The sequence below is a fragment of the Kitasatospora sp. NPDC087314 genome (assembly GCF_044744365.1).
Lineage (GTDB): Bacteria > Actinomycetota > Actinomycetes > Streptomycetales > Streptomycetaceae > Kitasatospora.
The window spans coordinates 203391-221334 of sequence record NZ_JBIUYE010000008.1 but is presented as its reverse complement, the minus strand read 5'-3'; the positions used below and the strand labels follow the sequence as shown (position 1 = coordinate 221334).

General features: G+C 74.8%; 18 protein-coding genes. 12 read left to right on the top strand and 6 right to left on the bottom strand.

Going from position 1 to position 17944, the window contains the following annotated elements:
* Positions 1–13 precede the first annotated feature (13 nt).
* Both ACIO5E_RS19550 and ACIO5E_RS19545 read left to right on the top strand, forming a co-directional pair.
* Complete coding sequence (locus tag ACIO5E_RS19550; RefSeq protein ID WP_400669246.1) at positions 14–535, top strand: GNAT family N-acetyltransferase; 522 nt, start codon at positions 14–16, stop codon at positions 533–535.
* A 40-nt stretch (positions 536–575) separates the two neighbouring features.
* Positions 576–1856 carry a GNAT family N-acetyltransferase gene (locus ACIO5E_RS19545; protein ID WP_400669243.1) on the top strand — a complete coding sequence of 427 codons (1281 nt, stop codon included), beginning with the start codon at positions 576–578 and terminating at the stop codon, positions 1854–1856.
* An 82-nt stretch (positions 1857–1938) separates the two neighbouring features.
* Here ACIO5E_RS19545 and ACIO5E_RS19540 read toward each other — a convergent pair whose 3' ends face one another.
* Entirely contained in the window at positions 1939–2739 is an 801-nt protein-coding gene (locus ACIO5E_RS19540) for a TetR family transcriptional regulator (RefSeq protein ID WP_400669241.1), read from the bottom strand.
* 183 nt (positions 2740–2922) lie between these two features.
* On the opposite strand from ACIO5E_RS19540, the gene ACIO5E_RS19535 reads away from it, so the two are divergent.
* The gene (locus ACIO5E_RS19535; protein WP_400669238.1) at positions 2923–3498 is read left to right on the top strand and encodes a GNAT family N-acetyltransferase; all 576 of its coding nucleotides are present in this window, start codon (positions 2923–2925) and stop codon (positions 3496–3498) included.
* Positions 3499–3532: 34 nt separating this feature from the next.
* Here ACIO5E_RS19535 and ACIO5E_RS19530 read toward each other — a convergent pair whose 3' ends face one another.
* Both ACIO5E_RS19530 and ACIO5E_RS19525 read right to left on the bottom strand, forming a co-directional pair.
* Complete coding sequence (locus tag ACIO5E_RS19530; RefSeq protein ID WP_400669236.1) at positions 3533–4012, bottom strand: macro domain-containing protein; 480 nt, start codon at positions 4010–4012, stop codon at positions 3533–3535.
* A gap of 9 nt (positions 4013–4021) precedes the next feature.
* Entirely contained in the window at positions 4022–5281 is a 1260-nt protein-coding gene (locus tag ACIO5E_RS19525; RefSeq protein ID WP_400669235.1) for an MFS transporter, read from the bottom strand.
* A 128-nt stretch (positions 5282–5409) separates the two neighbouring features.
* Between ACIO5E_RS19525 and ACIO5E_RS19520 the strand changes: the two genes are divergently transcribed.
* On the top strand, positions 5410–6369 hold the full coding sequence (locus ACIO5E_RS19520) for a LysR family transcriptional regulator (RefSeq protein ID WP_400669234.1): 960 nt from the start codon (positions 5410–5412) through the stop codon (positions 6367–6369).
* A 194-nt stretch (positions 6370–6563) separates the two neighbouring features.
* Here the strand turns inward: ACIO5E_RS19520 and ACIO5E_RS19515 are convergent, their stop codons facing one another.
* A complete protein-coding gene (locus tag ACIO5E_RS19515; RefSeq protein WP_400669232.1) occupies positions 6564–7172 on the bottom strand; it encodes a YceI family protein in 609 nt (202 codons plus the stop codon).
* A 208-nt stretch (positions 7173–7380) separates the two neighbouring features.
* Between ACIO5E_RS19515 and ACIO5E_RS19510 the strand changes: the two genes are divergently transcribed.
* From ACIO5E_RS19510 to ACIO5E_RS19480, 7 genes are all read left to right on the top strand, one after another.
* Positions 7381–10593, top strand: a complete 3213-nt coding sequence (locus ACIO5E_RS19510) for a DEAD/DEAH box helicase (RefSeq protein WP_400669230.1) — start codon at positions 7381–7383, stop codon at positions 10591–10593.
* Entirely contained in the window at positions 10590–10871 is a 282-nt protein-coding gene (locus tag ACIO5E_RS19505; RefSeq protein WP_400669227.1) for a hypothetical protein, read from the top strand. The genes ACIO5E_RS19510 and ACIO5E_RS19505 overlap by 4 nt, the downstream gene beginning before the upstream one ends.
* 71 nt (positions 10872–10942) lie before the next feature.
* A complete protein-coding gene (locus ACIO5E_RS19500) occupies positions 10943–11836 on the top strand; it encodes an RNA polymerase sigma-70 factor (RefSeq protein ID WP_280675615.1) in 894 nt (297 codons plus the stop codon).
* Between the two features lie 34 nt (positions 11837–11870).
* Positions 11871–12983 (top strand): MerR family transcriptional regulator, encoded by a 1113-nt coding sequence (locus tag ACIO5E_RS19495; RefSeq protein WP_400669224.1) that lies wholly within the window; start codon positions 11871–11873, stop codon positions 12981–12983.
* 88 nt (positions 12984–13071) lie between these two features.
* Positions 13072–13536, top strand: a complete 465-nt coding sequence (locus ACIO5E_RS19490) for a helix-turn-helix domain-containing protein (protein WP_400669222.1) — start codon at positions 13072–13074, stop codon at positions 13534–13536.
* 2 nt (positions 13537–13538) lie between these two features.
* Complete coding sequence (locus tag ACIO5E_RS19485) at positions 13539–14090, top strand: hypothetical protein (protein ID WP_400669219.1); 552 nt, start codon at positions 13539–13541, stop codon at positions 14088–14090.
* Between the two features lie 121 nt (positions 14091–14211).
* Positions 14212–14562, top strand: a complete 351-nt coding sequence (locus tag ACIO5E_RS19480; protein WP_400669217.1) for a DUF2516 family protein — start codon at positions 14212–14214, stop codon at positions 14560–14562.
* 79 nt (positions 14563–14641) lie between these two features.
* On the opposite strand, the gene ACIO5E_RS19475 is transcribed toward ACIO5E_RS19480, so the two are convergent.
* The gene (locus ACIO5E_RS19475) at positions 14642–16114 is read right to left on the bottom strand and encodes a PP2C family protein-serine/threonine phosphatase (protein WP_400669214.1); all 1473 of its coding nucleotides are present in this window, start codon (positions 16112–16114) and stop codon (positions 14642–14644) included.
* Positions 16115–16349: 235 nt separating this feature from the next.
* Here ACIO5E_RS19475 and ACIO5E_RS19470 point away from each other — a divergent pair, with 235 nt between their 5' ends.
* On the top strand, positions 16350–16913 hold the full coding sequence (locus ACIO5E_RS19470; RefSeq protein WP_400669212.1) for an O-acetyl-ADP-ribose deacetylase: 564 nt from the start codon (positions 16350–16352) through the stop codon (positions 16911–16913).
* Between the two features lie 200 nt (positions 16914–17113).
* Here the strand turns inward: ACIO5E_RS19470 and ACIO5E_RS19465 are convergent, their stop codons facing one another.
* Complete coding sequence (locus ACIO5E_RS19465) at positions 17114–17944, bottom strand: class I SAM-dependent methyltransferase (protein ID WP_400669210.1); 831 nt, start codon at positions 17942–17944, stop codon at positions 17114–17116.

Genomic DNA, 17944 nt, shown 5'->3' with positions numbered 1-17944 from the left:
GGGAGGAGACGCGATGAGGCTGCGTGATGTCGAGGCGGGGGACGTCGACGCGTACGTCCGGATGCGGTGCGACGCGGTGATGATGGCCGGGCTGGGCGGGCCGCTGCCACGGGATCGGGTGGAGGCGCGGCTGCGCAAGGACGTCGTGGAGGTGGCGGAGGACCGCGCGTGGATCAAGATGATCGTCCCGGACGGGGCCGGGCCGGAGGTGGTGGCCGGCGGGGTCACGCTCTGGTCGTACGAGGAGGACGGCGCCGCCGTGACCGAGGTCGGCTGGATGGTGCTGCCCGAGTTCCAGGGGCGCGGCCTCGCCAAGGCGGCCGTCCGGGAGCTGCTGGACGCCGCCGCCGCGGACGGCCGGTGGGGCCCGGTGCACGCCCACCCGGCGGTCACCAACGGCCCGTCCAACGGGATCTGCCGGGCGCTCGGCTTCTGGCTGCTCGGTGAGCGGGACGTCTCCTTCGCGGACCGCGTCCTGCGCTGCAACCACTGGGTGGTGGCGCCGGGGGAGCACGTCGGGTCGGGCACGGAATAAATCGGGTGCCGTCGGACAACGGCGGCCGTACGGTGGCCCGATGGGCAACACAACCGATGACGGGGCCGTCGACATCGTGAACGGCCTCCAGATCCGCGCGATCACCGAGGGCGAGGTGGCCGCGTGGGATCGGGCCCTCGCCTTGGGCTTCCTGCGCTCGCACGCGGACAGCGCGGCCGACTTCCGCCGGCGGCAGTGGCAGCCGGGCCGCATGCTGGCCGGCTTCGACGGCGACCGCTGCATCGCCACCTTCCGCAGCTTCGACGTAGAACTGACCGTCCCGGGCGGGGCCGTCGTCCAGGCCGACGCCGTCACCGGTGTGACGGTCAGCTCCACCCACCGTCGCCGGGGCCTGCTCGGCACGATGATGCGCCGCGACCTCGCGGCCGCCGCCGAGCGTGGATCGGCGGTCGCCATCCTGATCGCCGCCGAGTACAACATCTACGGCCGCTACGGCTACGGGCCGGCCACCCGCGGTCACGGCTGGAACATCGACCTGCTCCGCACCCGCGGCCTGCGCGACGACCTGCCCACCGTGCCCGGCGGGCGGATCGACTTCGTGACCATGGCGGAGTTGCGCGAGCTGGGCGCCGACCTGCACGAGCGCTGGCGGCGCACCCAGCCGGGCGCGATCGCCCGCGACGAACTGTGGTGGAAGCGGAGCACCGGTGAACTCCAGGTGCCGGGCTTCGAGTTCAAGGAGCCGTTCGCGGCCGTCCACCGTGACGCCGACGGCGTGGTCACCGGCCTGGTGGTCTACCGGATCGACGACAAGTGGGACGGCAGCTACCCGAACTGCGTCCTGACCGTGGCCGACTTCCTCGCCCTCGACCGGGCGACGGCCGCCGAGCTGTGGCGCTTCGTCCTCGCCGTCGACTGGGTGCGCAAGGTCGTCGCGGAGAACATCGGCCCGGACGACCCGCTGCCGCTGCTGCTCCAGGACCCGCGCGCCGCCACCCCGTACGTGGACAACGCCGACTTCACCTGGCTGCGGGTGCTGGACGTGGCGGCCGCGTTCGACGCCCGGACGTACGGCGCACCCGGCCGGGTGGTGCTGGAGGTGGAGGACCGGCTCGGCTACGCCTCCGGCCGCTGGGCGATCGAGGTCGCCGCGGACGGCACCGGCCGCTGCACCCGGACCACGGACGACGCCGATCTCGCCCTGGACGCCTCCGGGTTGGGTTCGCTCTACCTGGGCGGCGAGACGGCGCCCCGGCTGCTCGCGGCCGGCCTGCTCACCGAACTGCGCCCGGGCGCGGCGGCCGCCGCCGACCTGCTGCTGCGCACGCCGTTGCAGCCCTGGAACCCGGACCTGTTCTGAGCGGGCTTCCGCACCCCGCCGAAGGCCGGTCCGCACTGCCGCGGGCCGGCCTTCGGCCTGTCCAAGCCGGGCCTGGCGCAGGCTACTTGACGGCGGTCTTCCCGATGGTGGGCAGGATGAAGTCCTGGATGAGGCCCTTGGCGTCGCGGACGATCGGCCGGAACACCCGATAGCGCGACAGGTTGATCACCCGGGCCGCCATCGGGGTGGAGCGGCGGACGAACTCCCTGGTCCGCTCGGTGTCCTCGGTCCGGTCGAAGACCCAGTAGAGGACCACGATCATCAGGTACAGCCAGAGCACGTCGGGCAGCAGCTCGACCAGTTCGGCGTCCAGCTTCGGCGCCAGCTCCGAGCCCTGCAGCACGTCGCGGAACAGCTCCACGGCGGTGGCCCGCGCCGGGTGGGACTCGCTGGAGAACGGGCTGAGCGAACTGCTCGGGTCGGCGGCCGTGCGGAAGAACTGCGCGGCGAACTCGTGGTACGGCGCGGCCGTGTCGAGCCAGGACGTCAGCGCGATTTCCAGGCGTTCGGCGAAATCCCGGGTATTGGCCATGCGATTCCTGGCATCCGCCGCATGGTCGTAGGTCATTCGGTCATAGAATCCTTGAATCAAGAATTCCTTCGCCGCAAAATAGTAGTAAGCATTGCCGACCGAGACGCCCGCCTCGGTGGCGATCGCGCGCATGGTGGTCTTCTCGTAGCCGCGCTCCTGGAACAGCCGCATGGCCGTCTCCAGGATCAGGGCCCGGGTCTGCTCGCTCTTGTCGGTCTTCGGTTGTGCCCGGCCGCCGGGCAGGGGCCCGCTTTCGGTGCCGGGCGCGGCCGCGGGTTCGGCCGCACCGCTCGTGCCGTCCGTTCGGTTCGTCGCTGCCAGGTCGTCCACGGGGACGAGCCTAACCGGAGACGAGGCTCCAGCCCGTGTCGGTGGATGCGGCACCGGACGTCCCCTCCACGCCCGGTGCCGCACCCACCGCCCCCATGATTTCGAACACGTTCAAAGGCATGGCGGAACTGTAGAGGCTTCGATTGAACATGTTCAACTCCAATGATGTGGGAGGCTCGTCACATGATCAGTTCCGTGCGGACCACCATCCGGCGCGGCGGCGCGCAGGACGCCGCGGCCGTCGCCGACCTGCACGCCCGCAGTTGGCGCACCACCTACCGCGGGATCGTCCCCGAGGAGGCGCTCGGCGACGGGCTGCCGGTCCAGCGGCGCGAGCTGTGGGAGCTGCGCCTGACCGTCGACTACGGCGATCCGGCCGCCGAGCCCGAACTGCTGATCGCCGAACAGGCCGGGGAGGTGGTCGGGTTCGTCTACCTCGTCCCGCAGCCGGACGGCCGGGTGCTGGTCGACAACCTGCACGTCCGCCCCGGCCGGACCGGCGGCGGCATCGGCCGCGCGTTGTTCGCCACGGCCCGCGCCCACGTCGCCGAACGGCACCCCGGGGCCGAGTTGTACCTGGAGGTGCTGCGCGGCAACACCCGCGCGGTCGCCTTCTACGAGCGCGAGGGCGGCGTGCGGACGGGTGCGCAGGAGGGTGTGTTCCCGGGCGGGTACGTGCTGCCCGAGTACGTGTACAGCTGGCCCGCCGAGCGCCGTGCGACGGACCCGGTGGGCGGAGCGGGCCGGGCGTCCGCCTAGGGCCTGCTGTCCAACTCCTGGTACGCGACCGGCTCTAGTCGTGGTCGTAGACCGTCACCGGCACCCCCCGCGCGACCAGCCGCGCGGCCACCAGCGGTTCGACCCGCTCCCAGCGGCCGCCGGCCAGCCCGCAGCCGATCCGCGGCATGTGGACGGAGGCGCCGAGCTCCAGCGCCCGGTCGCCCAGCGCGGCCAGTGCGGTGTCGATCGCCTCGTACCGGACCGGCACCCCGGTGGAGCGCCCCGTCCGGATGCCGCGCTGGCCGACCAGGTTGGCCACCCAGACGTACGGCTCGACCTGCACCACCTGTAGGGCGCCGAGACCGAAGTCGTTCCCCGCCCGCTCCCGGTGCCAGCGCCGGAACGCGGCCTCGGGCTCGGGCCAGCGTCTGGACAGCGCGAGCACGAAGCCCCTGCCCCAGCCGCCGAGGTCGTTGCAGACATGCGCGATCACCTTCACGCCCTTGCCCCGGGGCGCGGTGGCATCGCCTCGGACATAGGTGATTTCCGCCATGCCCGAACGCTAGACCGAGGTACTGACAGCCCGCTCGGCATTTTCCGCCGGGGCCTTCCGGGCGGGCGCGAGCGAACGGCGCCCGGCCAGGGCGATCAGCAGGGCGAGCACGGCCGCGGCGGCCGGCAGCACGTAGCCGGTACCGGGGGCGGTGTGCTCGGCGACCGCGCCGGCGAGCGCCGCACCGCCCGAGATGCCGACCACGATGCCGGACACCGCGACCGCCATCCCCTCGTTGAACTGCCGCTGCGGCAGCAGCTCCTGGACCAGCGTCATCCCGGTCACCATGGTCGGCGCGGTGGCCGTGCCGGCCGCGAACAGCACCACCCCGAGCAGGCCGAGCCCGGCCCCGCCCAGTCCGGCGGCGAGCGGCAGCAGCAGCACGCCGGCCATCGCCGCCGTCCCGCACCGGAAGCGCACGCCGGGTGACCGACGCGGCGTCAGCAGCCCGAACAGCAGCCCCGCCGCGCAGGATCCGGCCGCGACCAGCGCCAGCAGCCCGCCGGCGGCGGCCTTGTGCCCGAGCGCGTCGGCGTACGCCACGGTGGTGATCTCGGTCGAGCCGAAGACCATGCCGGTGGCGAGGAAGGTGAGCAGCAGCACGCGCAGTCCGGGTACCCGCAGCGGCGAGCCGTGGCGGTCGCCCGCCGAGCGGGCGGGCAGCGGCGGTTCGGTGCGCCGTTGGGCCGCGAACAGCAGGGCGCCGGTGGTGCCGAGAGTCCCGGCCGCGAGCAGCCCGGCCTCCGGGGTGACCGCTGTGCAGAGCGCCATCGCGAGGACGGGCCCGGCCATGAAACAGAGCTCGTCCAGGGCCTGTTCGAGGGAGTTGGCCAGGTGCCGGGCGGCCGGGTCGGCCCGGTACAGGTGCGCCCAGCGGGCCCGGGCCATGCCGCCGAGGTTGGGCGCGGCCGCGCAGGCGGCCCAACAGGCGTAGAGCGTCCAGTCGGGGGCGCCGAGCCGGACGCAGAGCAGCAGGGCGGCGAGCGGGACGGCGTTGTAGAGCGCGGCCGGTACGGCCACCCGCGCCTGCCCGTACCGGTCCACCAGCCGCCCGAGCAGCGGCATCCCGATCGCGCCGGTGACCAGCCCGGCCGCCGAGACGGTGCCGGCCAGCGCGTACGAACCGCGCCGCTCGGCGAGCAGCACCACCAGCGAGACGCCGTTCATCGACAGCGCGAGCCGGCCGAGCAGCCCGGCGAGGGTGAAGGCGGCGGCGCCGGGGGCCGCGAACAGCCGCCGGTAGGAGGCGAAGAGGGCGCGCGAGGGCATCGGGCTCCTGGGGAGGGTGAAGGGGAAGGCCCCCAGCCTCGCCGCGTCGCCCGGTGGCCGTCCAACACCTGTTCCGCCGCATTCACAACAGGATGTTGTCGAAACGGCGTGTTGTTAACCTGCCGCCCATGCCCCGCGACCTGCACCCCCGCCTGCTCCGCGGCTTCGTCGCGACCGCCGAGACCCTGCACTTCGGCCGGGCCGCCGGGCGGCTGCACGTCGCCCAGCAGGCGCTCAGCCGGGACATCCGGACCCTGGAGGGGCTGCTCGGCGACGCGCTGTTCACCCGTACCACCCGCAGCGTCGAACTCACCCCGGCCGGGCTGCGGTTGCTGCCCCGGGCGCGCCGGCTCCTCGCCCTGCACGACGAGATCCTGGCGGGCGCCGCCCGGCCGCTGCTGCTGGACCTGAACAGCGACGTCACCGGCCCGGACCTCACCGCCGACCGGGTGCTCGAACGGGCCCGCGCCGCCTGGCCGGAGGGGGAACTGCTGGCCCGCTTCCACGGCGGCCTCGCCGCGGCGGCCGCCGAACTGCTGGCGCACCGGCTGGACGTGTCCTTCGGCCGGTACGCCGGCCTGCCCGCCCAGCTGCGCGACCAACTCGCCCAGCGTCCGGTCCGGTTGGAGCGGATCTCGGTGATGATGGCGGACACCCACCCGCTGGCCGGCCGCCCCGCGCTGCGTCTCGCCGAGCTGGCCGGGCACCCCGTCGACGTCTGCGCCGGCAACCCGGCCACCACCGAGTGGACCGATCTCGGCGTCCGCCTGCTGCGCGAGCACGGCCTGACGCCGGCCGCGCCGTACGTCCCGCCGGTGGGCGTGGACGAGACGGCCCGCTACCTCGCCCGGCACGGCGACCCGATGCTGACCACGGTCGGCGGGCCGAGGATCCCGGGGGTGGTGAACCTGCCGCTGGTGGAGCCGGTGCCGCTGAGCCTGGTCAGCCTGGTGCACCGGCCCGGTGAGCGCCACCCGGGGCTGGCCGCGCTGGTCGCCGCGGCCACCGGGCTCGGTGCGGCCGAGGGCTGGTTGCGCCGGCCGTCGGGGAGCTGGCTGCCGGTGGCGGACGCGGCGCTGCTCGGCTGATCGGCACGGTCGGCCGGGGAGGGTGCCGAGGGCCCCGGTGCGCGGGGCACGGGTGCCAGGGTCCGAAAACGCGGCCCCCGGGGCGTGCGGGCGGACATGGCACCGCCCCTGCCGTCGGGGGGCGGCAGGGGCGGTGGGCGGGCGGACCGGGCCGTACGGCGGGTCCCGCTGGGGTGGCAGCCGTGGTCGGCCGGTCAGGCCGCCTTGACGGCGGAGATGTCGAAGCTGAGCTTGACCTTCTCGCCGATCAGCACGCCGCCGGTCTCCAGGGCCGCGTTGTAGGTCAGGCCGAAGTCGGTGCGGTCGAGGACGGCGCTGCCCTCGAAGCCGACCCGATCGGCGCCGTAGGCGTCGGTGGCGCTGCCGGTGTACTCCAGGTCCAGGACGACCGGGCGGGTGGTGTCCTTGATGGTCAGCTCGCCGTGCATCCGGTACGTGTCGCCGTGCCGGCGCTCGGCCGAGGTGCTGCGGAAACGGATCTCCGGGTAGGTCTCGGCGGCGAAGAAGTCGCCGGTGCGCAGGTGCTCGTCGCGCTGGGCCTGGTTGGTGTCGATGCTGGCGACCTTGATCACCAGGTCGGCGGAGGAGTTGCCCGGGGTGGTGCCGTCCAGGTGCAGCTTGCCGTCGTACTCGGTGAAGCGGCCCTTCACGTTCGTCACCATGGCGTGACGGACCGAGAAGGCGACCTCGCTGTGCGTGGTGTCGATGGTCCAGTCGCCGGTCAGGTGGGCGAGGTCCGGGCCCGCCGGGGTCGCGACGGCGGTGGCGGGGGCGGCGGTCTTGGTGCGGTTGAAAAGGCCCATGGCTCCTCCTCGGGTTCGAAGCCATTTGTTTAGGCTTCAACTTGTTGGCTCCAGCGTAAGGCTCCTTCGTTCAAGTTTCAACCACAACCGCTGGGCGTGTTCCGGGGGCGTGTTCCGGACCGTGTTCCGGACCGTTCGACGGACCGGCCCTGTCGGAGCGCCCGGTTAGGCTGCGAAGGACGGTTCCGCCCACCGGAAGGCCCCCCACATGTTCGTCCTGCACGCGCTCTGGCGGGCGGACGGACGGCTGGCCCTCTGGGCCGAGGACGCCCGCGCCCACCCCGGCGTCACCGGATCGCGCCCCGACCGGTCGGCCCCGCGCGCCCACCCCTACGCCTGCCCGGCCGGCGAACTGGCCGCCGTGCTCGGCGGCATCGGGCCCGGCCTCGGCTGGCTCGCCGGCCAGGCCCCCGAGCGCTGGGCCACCCTGCTGCTGCCCACCGTCGGCGCGCTGCCCGCGCCCTCACCCGATCTGCCGGTCACCCCGGCGCGGGGCGCGGCCGTCCTGGCGCCCTGGCGGGTGCCGGCGCTGCTCTTCGACGCCGGGGCGGCCGCCCAGCTGTTCGGCGAGGTCTTCGACCCGTACTGGGCCGTCACCAGCACCGACCTGCCCGGCGCCGGGCGCGCCGAGGTCGTCCAGGGGCCCTCGCTGCGCTGGCTCACCGGCGTGCACGACCTCGCCTGGCGGACGGTCGGCCGGGGCCGGGTGCTGCCGCTGCCGGTCCTGACGGACGGCCGCCCGCAGGCCCGCTGGCGGCCCGACCTCACCCCGGCCGCCCGTCGGGAGGCCGCCGAGCTGGCGGCCGGCTGCCCGCCCGTCCTGCGGGGGGAGTGGCCGGCCGGCGGCGGCACCGGCGAGGCCCTGCTGGACGCCGCGCTGGGCGCACTGGTGGATGCCGAGGCCCGGGCCGCGCTGGTCGGCGCGCCCCCACTGGTCCCGGGCGGCGAGACTCGTGCCGCCGAGACCCGTGCCGCCGAGACCCGTGGCGGCGGAACCGTTGGCGCCGGAACCGAGGGCTCCCGCACCCGTCGTGCCGCCGAGCGCTGGCTGCACGCCCTGACCACCCCGGACGGCGGCCTCACCGACGTCCCCTCCGACGGCTTCGCCGAACTGCGCCGCCGGATCGCCGTCTGGTACGCCGCCGCCGAGCCCACCGCGCCCGCGCTCCGGCTCTGCTTCCGCCTGCTGGAGCCGCTCGGGCCCGCCCCGGACGACCCCGAGGGCAGGCCCTCCGACGACGCCTGGCAGCTGGAGTTCCTGCTCCAGGCCGTCGACGAGCCCTCCCTGCTGGTCCGCGCCGCCGACCTGCACGAAGGCGGCGCCGCCCGCGCCGCGCTGGCCCGCAAGGTGCCGGACCCGGCCGATGTCCTGGTCTCCGAACTCGCCCGCGCCGCCCACCGCTGGCCGGCCCTGGACGGCCTGCGGCACCGCTCCCGCCCGGCCGCCCTCCCGCTCGACCGGGCCGGGGCACTGGACTTCCTGCGCACCGCCGCGCCGGCCCTCGCCGAGGGCGGCTTCGGCGTGCTGCTGCCCGCCTGGTGGCGCCGCCGGCCCCGGCTCGGCCTCAGCCTGCGAGCCACCACCCCGCCCGCGCCCGGCACGCTCGCCGTGACCGCCCAGGTGGACCGGGACGCCGTGGTCGCCTTCCGCTGGCAGGCCGCGCTCGGCCCGGACGGCGCGCCGCTCACCGAACAGGAGCTGGCCGAACTCGCCGCCGCCAAGCAGGGGCTGGTCCGGGTCCGCGGCACCTGGCTGGAGGCCGACCCGGCGCAGATCGCCGCCGCGCTCGCCTTCCTCGCCGACCAGCGCGACGGCGTGCTGGCCACCGCCGACCTGCTGCGGCTGGCCCTCGACCCGGAGGCGACCGTCGCCGGGCTGCCCGTCACCGGCGTCCGCGCGGACGGCCCGCTCGGCGACCTGCTCGCCGGGCGCGCCGCCCCGGCCCCCGCCCCCGTGTTGCCACCGGACTTCCGGGCCACCCTGCGCCCGTACCAGGAACGGGGCCTGGCCTGGCTGCGGTCGATGAGCGGGCTCGGCCTCGGGGCCGTGCTGGCCGACGACATGGGCCTCGGCAAGACCGTCCAGACCCTCGCCCTGCTGGCCGCCGAGCAGGCCGAGGGGGCGGTCGGTCCCACCCTGCTGGTCTGCCCGATGTCCCTGGTCGGCAACTGGCAGCGGGAGACCGAGCGCTTCGCCCCCGCCCTGCGGTGGCACGTCCACCACGGCTCCGGCCGGCTCGACGCCGACCGACTCGCCGACGCCGTACGGGAGGTGGACCTCGTCATCACCACCTACGGGCTGGTCCAGCGGGACCTCGCCGCGCTGCGCGCGATCCGCTGGCGCCGGGTGGTCGCCGACGAGGCGCAGCACGTCAAGAACGCCGGTACCGCCCAGTCCCGGGCCGTCCGCGCCCTGCCCGTCACCGGCCACCGGATCGCCCTGACCGGCACCCCGGTGGAGAACCGGCTCGCCGAACTGCACGCCGTCCTCGACTTCGCCAACCCCGGCCTGCTCGGCCCGGCCGAACGCTTCAAGGAGCGCTACGCGATCCCGGTCGAACTGCACCGCAGCCCCGAACGCACCGCCGAACTCCAGCGCCGCACCGCCCCGTTCGTGCTGCGCCGGCTCAAGTCCGACCCGGCGGTGGCCGCCGAGCTGCCGGCCAAGCAGGAGATGACGGTCTGGTGCAGCCTCACCGCCGAGCAGGCCGGCCTCTACCAGGCCGTGGTGGCCGACCTGCTGCAGCGGGTCGAGGGCATCCGGGGCGTGGAGCGGCGCGGCACGGTGTTGTCCGCGATCGGCAAACTCAAGCAGGTGTGCAACCATCCGGCCCAACTGCTGCACGACGGCTCGGCGTTGGGCGAGCGCTCGGGCAAGGTCGCCCGGCTGGCGGAGTTGCTGGAGGAGGCGCTGGCCGAGGGTGATCGGACGCTGGTCTTCACCCAGTACGCCGAGTTCGGCGCGATGCTCCGCCCGTACCTGGCCCGCCGGCTCGGCGAGGAGGTGCTCTACCTGCACGGTGGCGTCCCCCGGGGTCGCCGCGAGGAGATGGTGGAGCGCTTCCAATCCCCGGACGGGCCAAGGGTGTTCCTGCTCTCGCTGCGGGCCGGCGGCACCGGCCTCAACCTGACCGCCGCCAACCAGGTGATCCACCTGGACCGCTGGTGGAACCCGGCGGTCGAGGAGCAGGCCACCGACCGCGCGTTCCGGATCGGCCAGCGCCGGGACGTCCAGGTCCGCCGCCTGGTCTGCGTCGGCACCGTCGAGGAGCGGATCGACGAACTCCTCGCCGCCAAGCGCGCGTTGGCCGAGGCGGTGGTGGGGGAGGGGGAGCGCTGGCTCACCGACCTGCCGGTCGAGGCCCTGCGCGAACTGGTCGCGCTCACCCGCGAGGACGCCGTCGCGGAGGAGGACGCATGACGGACGGACGGCCCATGCCCGACGACGGCCGCACACCCGACGGCGACCACGCCCCCGCCGTGACCACTCCCGCGGTGAACACCCCTGCGGTGAACACCCCCGTCGTGAACGTCGCCGCCTACTGGGGCGGCGACTTCACCCTGCGCCCGGCCCCGCCCGAGCCGGCGGACGACCCCGACGAGCCCTCGCCGCACCGCCTCGGCCGCTCCGGCGTCACCGTGCGCGGCCGCGACCTGGCCGCCCTGCTCGCCCCCGCCTACGAGGCCTTCCGCAGCTGACGCGACCGGTGCGGCCGATCCGGCTGACGCGCCCCCAGTCGCGCCGACGCCCGTGCGGTAGCGTCGGAACGGTGACCGACATCCTCAGCGCCCCCGGCCTCGACGACTTCGAGCGGCACCGCCGGATGATCTTCGGCATCGCCTACCGGATGCTCGGCAGCATCGCCGACGCCGAGGACCTGGTCCAGGACACCTGGCTGCGCTGGAGCCAGGTCACCGGCCCGGTCGCCAACCCGGGCGGCTACCTGGCCCGGACGGTCACCAACCTCGCGCTCAACCGGCTCGACTCGGCCGCCGTCCGCCGTGAGGCCTACGTCGGCCCGTGGCTGCCCGAACCGCTGGTCGTGGAACCGGACGCGACCGGTGACGTCGAGCGCGCCGAGACCGTCTCGCTCGCCCTGCTGGTGGTGCTGGAGAGCCTGTCCCCGCTGGAGCGGGCCGTCTTCGTGCTCAAGGAGGCCTTCGGCTTCTCCTACCGGGAGATCGCCGAGGCGCTGGAGCGCACCGAGGCTGCCTGCCGGCAGGTCGGCAGCCGGGCCAAGGCGCACGTCCAGGCCCGCCGGCCGCGCTACGACGCCCCGCCGGAGCTGCGCCGCCGCGCCACCGACGAGTTCCTCGCGGCCTGCGTCGGCGGCGACCTCAACCGGATGCTGGAGCTGCTCGCCCCCGACGTCACCGCCTGGACCGACGGCGGCGGCGTGGTCCGCGCCGCCCTGCGCCCGGTCACCGGCGCCGGCAACGTCGCCCGCTTCCTGCTCGGGGTGCTCGACCAGCTGGGCGAGGGCGTCGCAGCCCGGCCGGTCCTGGTCAACGGCCAGCCCGGGGTGCTGCTCACCCTGGACGGCGCGGTCGACGCCGTCTCGGTGTTCGACTTCGTGGAGGAGCCCGACGGCCGGCTCCGGATCGCGGAGCTGCGCACCGTCCGCAACCCGACGAAGCTCACCCACCTCACCGGCCGGGCTTGACCCTCGACCTGGTCGAGCCCGCAGAGTCACCGGCATGGAGAGCGAGCTGCACAGCATCGGCGAACTGGCCCGCGCCAGCGGCCTGGGCGTCGGCACCCTGCGCTACTACGACGGCGCCGAGGTGCTCACCCCCGCCTGGGTCGACCCGCAGACCGGCTACCGCTGGTACCGGCCCGGGCAACTCGCCGACGCCCGCCTGCTGGCCCGGCTGCGCCGGGTCGGCCTGCCGCTGGCCGACATCCGCGCCGTGCTCGGCGCGGTGCCCGGCTCCGGCCAGGCCCGGCGGGTGCTCGACACGCACCTGCGCCGGCTGGAGGACGGCCTCGCCGACGCCCGCCGCGAGCTCTCCCTGATCCGCGTGATGATCGACCAGAGGGAGCAACCGATGACCACCACCCCCGCCGAACTCCGCTGCACCGTCCCGGCCGAGGAGCTGGCCGCCGCCTTGGACGCGGTCCGCTTCGCGGTCGGCGGCGACCCCGAAGTCCCCTCGCTCGCCGGGGTGCTGTTCGAGCCGGACGGCCCGGTGCTGCGCCTGGTCGCCACCGACCGCTACCGGATGGCGCTCGCCGAGGTGCCCGCCGCCGAGGTTCCCGCCACCGCGGTGCCCGACCGACCGGTCGGCGGCACGATCGTCCCGACCGCCCTGGTGGACGCCCTGCGCGCGCTGCTCGGCGCGGGCGCGCCCGAGGTCGCGCTGACCCTCGGCGGCGGCCTGGTCCGGGCCGAGACCGGCGGCCACCGGATCGAGGGCGCCGCCCTGGACTTCGACTACCCCGACTACCGGACGCTGACCCGGCTCGAACCCGGGCACCGGATCGACCTGTCCGCCGCCGAACTGCGCGGCGCCGTCGAGAACGGCGTCACCCGCACCCTGCCCTCCGGTCCGAACGGCGCCGACTGCCCGGTCACCGTCCTCACCCTTACGGCGGACGGTCGCGTCGCGGTCGCCGGCCCCGAGTCCACGCCCGGCGACCTGAGGGTGGCGGTCAACCGCGACTACCTCCTGGACGCCCTGCGGGCCGGCCGCCCCGAGCAGCTGGTGCTCGAACTCGGCGGCCCGATCGTCCCCTTGGCGATCCGCACCCCGGGCCGGGCCGGCACCTACTCCCTCCTGATGCCGGTCCGCGCACCCGAGCTCACCTGATCCCCCGGTCGGGGCCCGGGCCGCCGCGCCGTTTGCTGCTGCTAGCGTCCTGCTTGCATTTGCAAGCGGAGTGTTGCAGGCTGCTGGTATGGCCTCACTGAACGTCGGCTCGCTGGGCGAGTACATCCGCGAGCAGCGCCGCAACGCGCAGTACTCCCTGCGCCAGCTGGCGGAGGCCGCAGGCGTGTCCAACCCGTACCTCAGCCAGATCGAGCGCGGGTTGCGCAAGCCGAGCGCGGAGATCCTGCAGCAGATCGCGAAGGCGCTGCGGATCTCGGCGGAGACGCTGTACGTCCAGGCCGGGATCCTGGAGGAGCGGCGCGGTGAGGGCCTGGAGCTGCGGGCCTCGATCCTGGCCGATCCGCTGATCAACGAGCAGCAGAAGCAGGCGCTGCTCGCGGTCTACGACGCCTTCCTCAAGGAGAACGCCGCCCTGCGGGGCCCGGTGGCCGAGGGTGCGCCCGCGGCCGGTGCCGGTATCGGCGTTCCACCAGCCTCCGGCCCGACGACCGACGGCTCAGCCACCCAGAACACCCACCGGGAGGACCGGTAATCATGCCGATCACCGACGAGATCAAGAAGACCCTCAGCGACCCGACCCCGCTGTACGCCATCGCCGGCGCCGGGGATCTCGCGTACGAGAAGCTGCGCGAGGTGCCGGGCCGGGTGGAGGCGCTCACCGCGGACCGCAAGGGCGCGCAGGAGAAGGCCACTGCCCGGTTCCAGGAGGCGCAGACGAAGCTGGTCGAGGCGCAGGCCAAGGTCGCCGAGACCGTCACGACGCTCCCCACCGACCTCAGGGCGCTGCAGGAGCGGGCCCAGGGTTTCGCCCTCCAGCAGGTCGGCCGCGCGGTCGAGCTGGCGGTGAAGGCCAAGGAGACGTACGACGAGCTGGCCGAGCGCGGCAAGGTCGTGGTGGACCGGGCCCGTCCGGGCGCGCCCGCCGAGACCACGCCGTCGGCCGAGGTGCCGGAGTCGCTCGAAGCCGAGCCGATCGAGGCCGAGCTGGTCGAGGACGACGCCGACGCCGACACGGGCGACGCGGGCACCCAGGCGGCCCCGAAGAAGGCCGCCCGCGCCCGGAAGGGCCCCGACCGCGCGGAGTGAGTGAAGGCGCGCCGGACGGGCACATCCGGTGACCGCGGAACGTTGACACGGATCGGACGGCCCGCCGTGCCAGGATGGGCGGCGGCCGGTGCGCCGGAGCCGAGAGACAGAGGAGAGCACGATGGGCGGAGTGGCCCAGATTCTGGACTTGGCCTACCTGAACCCGATCTGGTGGCTGTCCGTGGCCATCCTGGGTTTCAAGCTGTTCGCCCTGCTCGACGCGGTCACCCGCCGTGAGGACGCCTACCGGGCGGCGGACAAGAAGACCAAGCCGTTCTGGCTGATGATCCTGGCGATCGCCTTCGGCTGGGACCTGCTGTTCGGGGTGAACTTCTTCACCGGCATCGGGACGCTCGCCGGGCTCGTCGCGTCGATCGTCTACATGGTGGACGTGCGTCCGGCGATCCGGGCGCTCACCGGCGGCGGCGGCCGCGGCGGTCGCAGCAACACCGGCCCGTACGGGCCCTGGTAGGCCGAACGATCCGACAACACCACGGCCCGGGCGGGGAGTTCACCCGCCCGGGCCGCGTCGTGTCCGGCACCCGGTCGGCTCAGCCGAGGATCAGCTGCACCGGGTTGCGCTCCAGCAGCAGCACCGCGACGTCGTCCGTCAGCGCGCCGCCGTTCAGCTCCTCGACCTCGGCGATGGCGCTGTCGACGAGCCGGCCCCGGGTGAGCCCGGCGGACTGGTGGTCGCCGATGAGGTCGGCCAGCCCGTCCTGTCCGAGGCGGCGGGAACCGGCCCCGACCCGGCCCTCGATCAGTCCGTCGGTGTAGAGCAACAGCCGCCAGCCGGGCTGGAGTTCGAGCTGGTGGGCGGGCCAGGCGGCCTGCCCGTCGTAGCACGGCAGCAGACCGAGCGCCGGCCCGGCGAGGTCGGCGGGCAGGGTGACCGGCGGGTGGTCGCGGCCGAGCAGCAGCGGCGCCGGGTGCCCGGCCAGGTAGAGGCGGGCCTGCTCGCCGGCGCCGAGCGAGCCGAGGTCGCCGCTGGCGCCGCCGGGTTCGATGACGAGCATGCAGAGCGTCGCGAAGATCTCGTCGCTGCGCCGCTCGTGTTCCAGCACGTGCTGGAGGGTGGTCAGCAGGGCCTCGCCGGTGAGTCCGGCGAAGACGAGGGTGCGCCACGCTATCCGGAGGGCGACGCCGAGCGCGGCCTCGTCCGGGCCGTGGCCGCAGACGTCGCCGATCACGACGTGGACGGTGCCGTCGTCGGTGCGGACGGCGTCGTAGAAGTCGCCGCCGAGCAGAGCGCGGCGGCGGCCCGGGCGGTAGCGCCGGGTGAAGGAGAGGCCGGCGCCGTCGAGCAGTGGGGTGGGCAGCAGGTGGCGCTGGAGGCGGGCGTTCTCCTGGCCGCGCAGTTCGGCCTCGACCAGGCGGCGCTGGGACTCGTCGGCGCGCTTGCGTTCGACGGCGTAGCGCAGGGCGCGGGCCAGCAGCGGGCCGTCCGTCTCGTGCTTGATCAGGAAGTCCTGGGCGCCGGCCGCGACGGCGGCCGCGCCGAGTTCGGCCCCGGCGGCGTCGGTGAGCACCACGACGGCGGTGTGCGGGGCCCGGCGGAGCAGCTCGTGCAGGCCCTCCAGACCGTCGGAGTCGTCGGAGGGGTGCGGCAGGTCGGCGGGCGCGGCGAGGTCGAGCAGCACGCAGCTGAACTCGCTGCCGCGGGAGCGCCCGCGCCGGGGGCCGTGCGAGGGCACGGCGAGCAGTTCGCCGGCCTGTTCCAGGCCGCGGGCCCAGTGGATCTCGATCGAGGTGCCGCTGTCGGCGACCGCGGCCTTGATCAGCTGGGCGTCGGAGGCGTCGTCCTCGATCACCAGCAGTTTGAGCGGCGCGGTGCCGCCGGCGGCGGGTGCGTCGGCCGCGGCCGGGAGGTTTCCGGTCCGGGGCCGGGGGTGAGGTATCGGGGGAGCGGCCGTCGCCGAGCCGGTCGCGTGCGGGCGGTTGCGGGCATGGTCAACGGAGGCACCGTGATGGGCGCCCGACAGGCTCGCGGCACCAGGTGCCCGCCCGTCTCCCGTTGCGGGCATCGGTGGTTCCTCCCTTTCCCCGAGTGCGTAACGGTCAGCGTCCGTCCGCAGTGCCCGCCTGGCACCGTGCGCCGGGGAACTTCTCGCGACCATAACGTGATCTCCGGGGATTTCTCTGGCCGACCGGCGCCGTTGTGGCTTTTGCCACGCCGGTGGCGGTGTGGTGATCGGACTCGGACGACGACTGACATCCCGTCCCGGCGGCTGCCGGGCGGGGAGAGGAACGGGACGGGCGATGGTGACACGGATCACCCTGGTCGAGGGTGACATCACGGAACAGCAGGTGGACGCCGTGGTGAATGCCGCGAACTCCTCTCTGCTGGGCGGCGGCGGGGTGGACGGTGCGATCCATCGCAAGGGCGGGCCGCAGATCCTGGAGGAGTGCCGACGGCTGCGCGCCTCGCACTGGGGCGGGGGGCTGCCCACCGGGCGCGCGGTGGCGACGACGGCCGGACGGCTGCCGGCCCGGTGGGTGGTGCACACCGTCGGGCCGGTGTACCTGGCGGAGGAGTACGAGGAGCGGGCGGAGCTGCTGGCCTCCTGCTATCGCGAGTCGCTGCGCACGGCGGCGGAGCTGGGCGCGCGCACGGTGGCGTTCCCGGCGGTGTCGGCCGGGGTGTACGGCTGGCCGCCGGCGGACGCGGCCCGGATCGCGCTCGGTACCGTCGCGGAGGTGCTGGACGGCGGCGACGCGCAGGCGGGCGCGGAGCTGGCGGAGGTGCGGTTCGTGCTGTTCGGGGCGGAGATGTGCGGCGTGTTCGAACGGGCCTTGCGGGAGCTGCTCGGGCAGGGCGGGTGACGACGGAGAAGGGCGAGCCGGGCAGGGCTGGGGCCGAGCGGCGGTGGTGGCGCCGTTCGGTGGCGTCCATCGTGGCGTGACGGGACGTCAACACGCCAGGGGTATTCGATAACTCGTTCGAGTGAATGCGCTGGGTTGCTCGCCGCGTCGGGTCGCTCACCGCGCCGGACCTCGCGTCCCGGGCTGCGGCGAGACCCGGGCTACGGCGCGAGCGCCGCCCAGGGCACCGTGACCTCGCCCTGCCGCCACCGCCCGCGCGCGTCCACCAGCGGCCAGTCACCCGCCAGCGCCGTGCAGGCCGCCACCCAGCGCTGCCGCGCCCCGAACGCCCCGTACGGCGCGGCCGCCGCCCAGGCCCGGTCGAAGTCGGCGAGGAAGGCGTGTACCGGCCGGCCCGGCACGTTGTGGTGGATCAGCGCCTTCGGCAGCCGTTCGGCCAGGTCGGAGGGCTGGCCGAGGCCGCCCAGCCGGGCCGCGAAGGTCACCGTCCGGGGCCCCTCCGGGCCGAGCGCGACCCAGACGTGCCGGCGCCCGATCTCGTCGCAGGTCCCCTCGACCAGCAGCCCGTCCGGGGCCAGCCGGGCGCAGAGCCGCTGCCACACCCCGGCCACCGCCGACTCGTCGTACTGCCGCAGCACGTTGGCGGCCCGGATCAGCTGGGCCGGCGTGCCGCCGTCCAGCGGCACCTCGAAGCCGCCGCGCCGGAAGGTGAGCAGCGGCGGATCGGCGTACGGCAGCGCGGCCGCGACCCGCTCCGGCTCGATCTCGATCCCGACCACCCGGACGTCCGGGCGCACCGCGCGCAGCCGCCCGGCCAGCTCGACGGCCGTCCACGGCGCGGCGCCGTACCCGAGGTCGACCGCCACCGGCGGGCGCCCGGCGGTGCGCAGCGCGCGGCCGAGGGTGTGGGCGATCCAGCGGTCCATCCGCCGCAGCCGGTTGGTGTTGGTGGTGCCCCGGGTGACCGTCCCCACCGGCCGTCCGGTCCGCCCACGGGAGGACGCGGTCGCGGAGTCGAAGGAGGCAGCCAT

Excerpts from the sequence above, each read along its gene's own strand:
- ACIO5E_RS19530 (WP_400669236.1), bottom strand. The coding sequence starts at position 4,012 with ATGGCGGAAATCACCTATGTCCGAGGCGATGCCACCGCGCCCCGGGGC.
- ACIO5E_RS19490 (WP_400669222.1), top strand. The coding sequence starts at position 13,072 with ATGGCCTCACTGAACGTCGGCTCGCTGGGCGAGTACATCCGCGAGCAG.
- ACIO5E_RS19520 (WP_400669234.1), top strand. The coding sequence starts at position 5,410 with ATGCCCCGCGACCTGCACCCCCGCCTGCTCCGCGGCTTCGTCGCGACC.
- ACIO5E_RS19515 (WP_400669232.1), bottom strand. The coding sequence starts at position 7,172 with ATGGGCCTTTTCAACCGCACCAAGACCGCCGCCCCCGCCACCGCCGTC.
- ACIO5E_RS19485 (WP_400669219.1), top strand. The coding sequence starts at position 13,539 with ATGCCGATCACCGACGAGATCAAGAAGACCCTCAGCGACCCGACCCCG.
- ACIO5E_RS19495 (WP_400669224.1), top strand. The coding sequence starts at position 11,871 with ATGGAGAGCGAGCTGCACAGCATCGGCGAACTGGCCCGCGCCAGCGGC.
- ACIO5E_RS19510 (WP_400669230.1), top strand. The coding sequence starts at position 7,381 with ATGTTCGTCCTGCACGCGCTCTGGCGGGCGGACGGACGGCTGGCCCTC.
- ACIO5E_RS19470 (WP_400669212.1), top strand. The coding sequence starts at position 16,350 with ATGGTGACACGGATCACCCTGGTCGAGGGTGACATCACGGAACAGCAG.
- ACIO5E_RS19480 (WP_400669217.1), top strand. The coding sequence starts at position 14,212 with ATGGGCGGAGTGGCCCAGATTCTGGACTTGGCCTACCTGAACCCGATC.
- ACIO5E_RS19525 (WP_400669235.1), bottom strand. The coding sequence starts at position 5,281 with ATGCCCTCGCGCGCCCTCTTCGCCTCCTACCGGCGGCTGTTCGCGGCC.
- ACIO5E_RS19505 (WP_400669227.1), top strand. The coding sequence starts at position 10,590 with ATGACGGACGGACGGCCCATGCCCGACGACGGCCGCACACCCGACGGC.
- ACIO5E_RS19550 (WP_400669246.1), top strand. The coding sequence starts at position 14 with ATGAGGCTGCGTGATGTCGAGGCGGGGGACGTCGACGCGTACGTCCGG.
- ACIO5E_RS19475 (WP_400669214.1), bottom strand. The coding sequence starts at position 16,114 with ATGCCCGCAACGGGAGACGGGCGGGCACCTGGTGCCGCGAGCCTGTCG.
- ACIO5E_RS19465 (WP_400669210.1), bottom strand. The coding sequence starts at position 17,944 with ATGGCTGCCTCCTTCGACTCCGCGACCGCGTCCTCCCGTGGGCGGACC.
- ACIO5E_RS19535 (WP_400669238.1), top strand. The coding sequence starts at position 2,923 with ATGATCAGTTCCGTGCGGACCACCATCCGGCGCGGCGGCGCGCAGGAC.
- ACIO5E_RS19545 (WP_400669243.1), top strand. The coding sequence starts at position 576 with ATGGGCAACACAACCGATGACGGGGCCGTCGACATCGTGAACGGCCTC.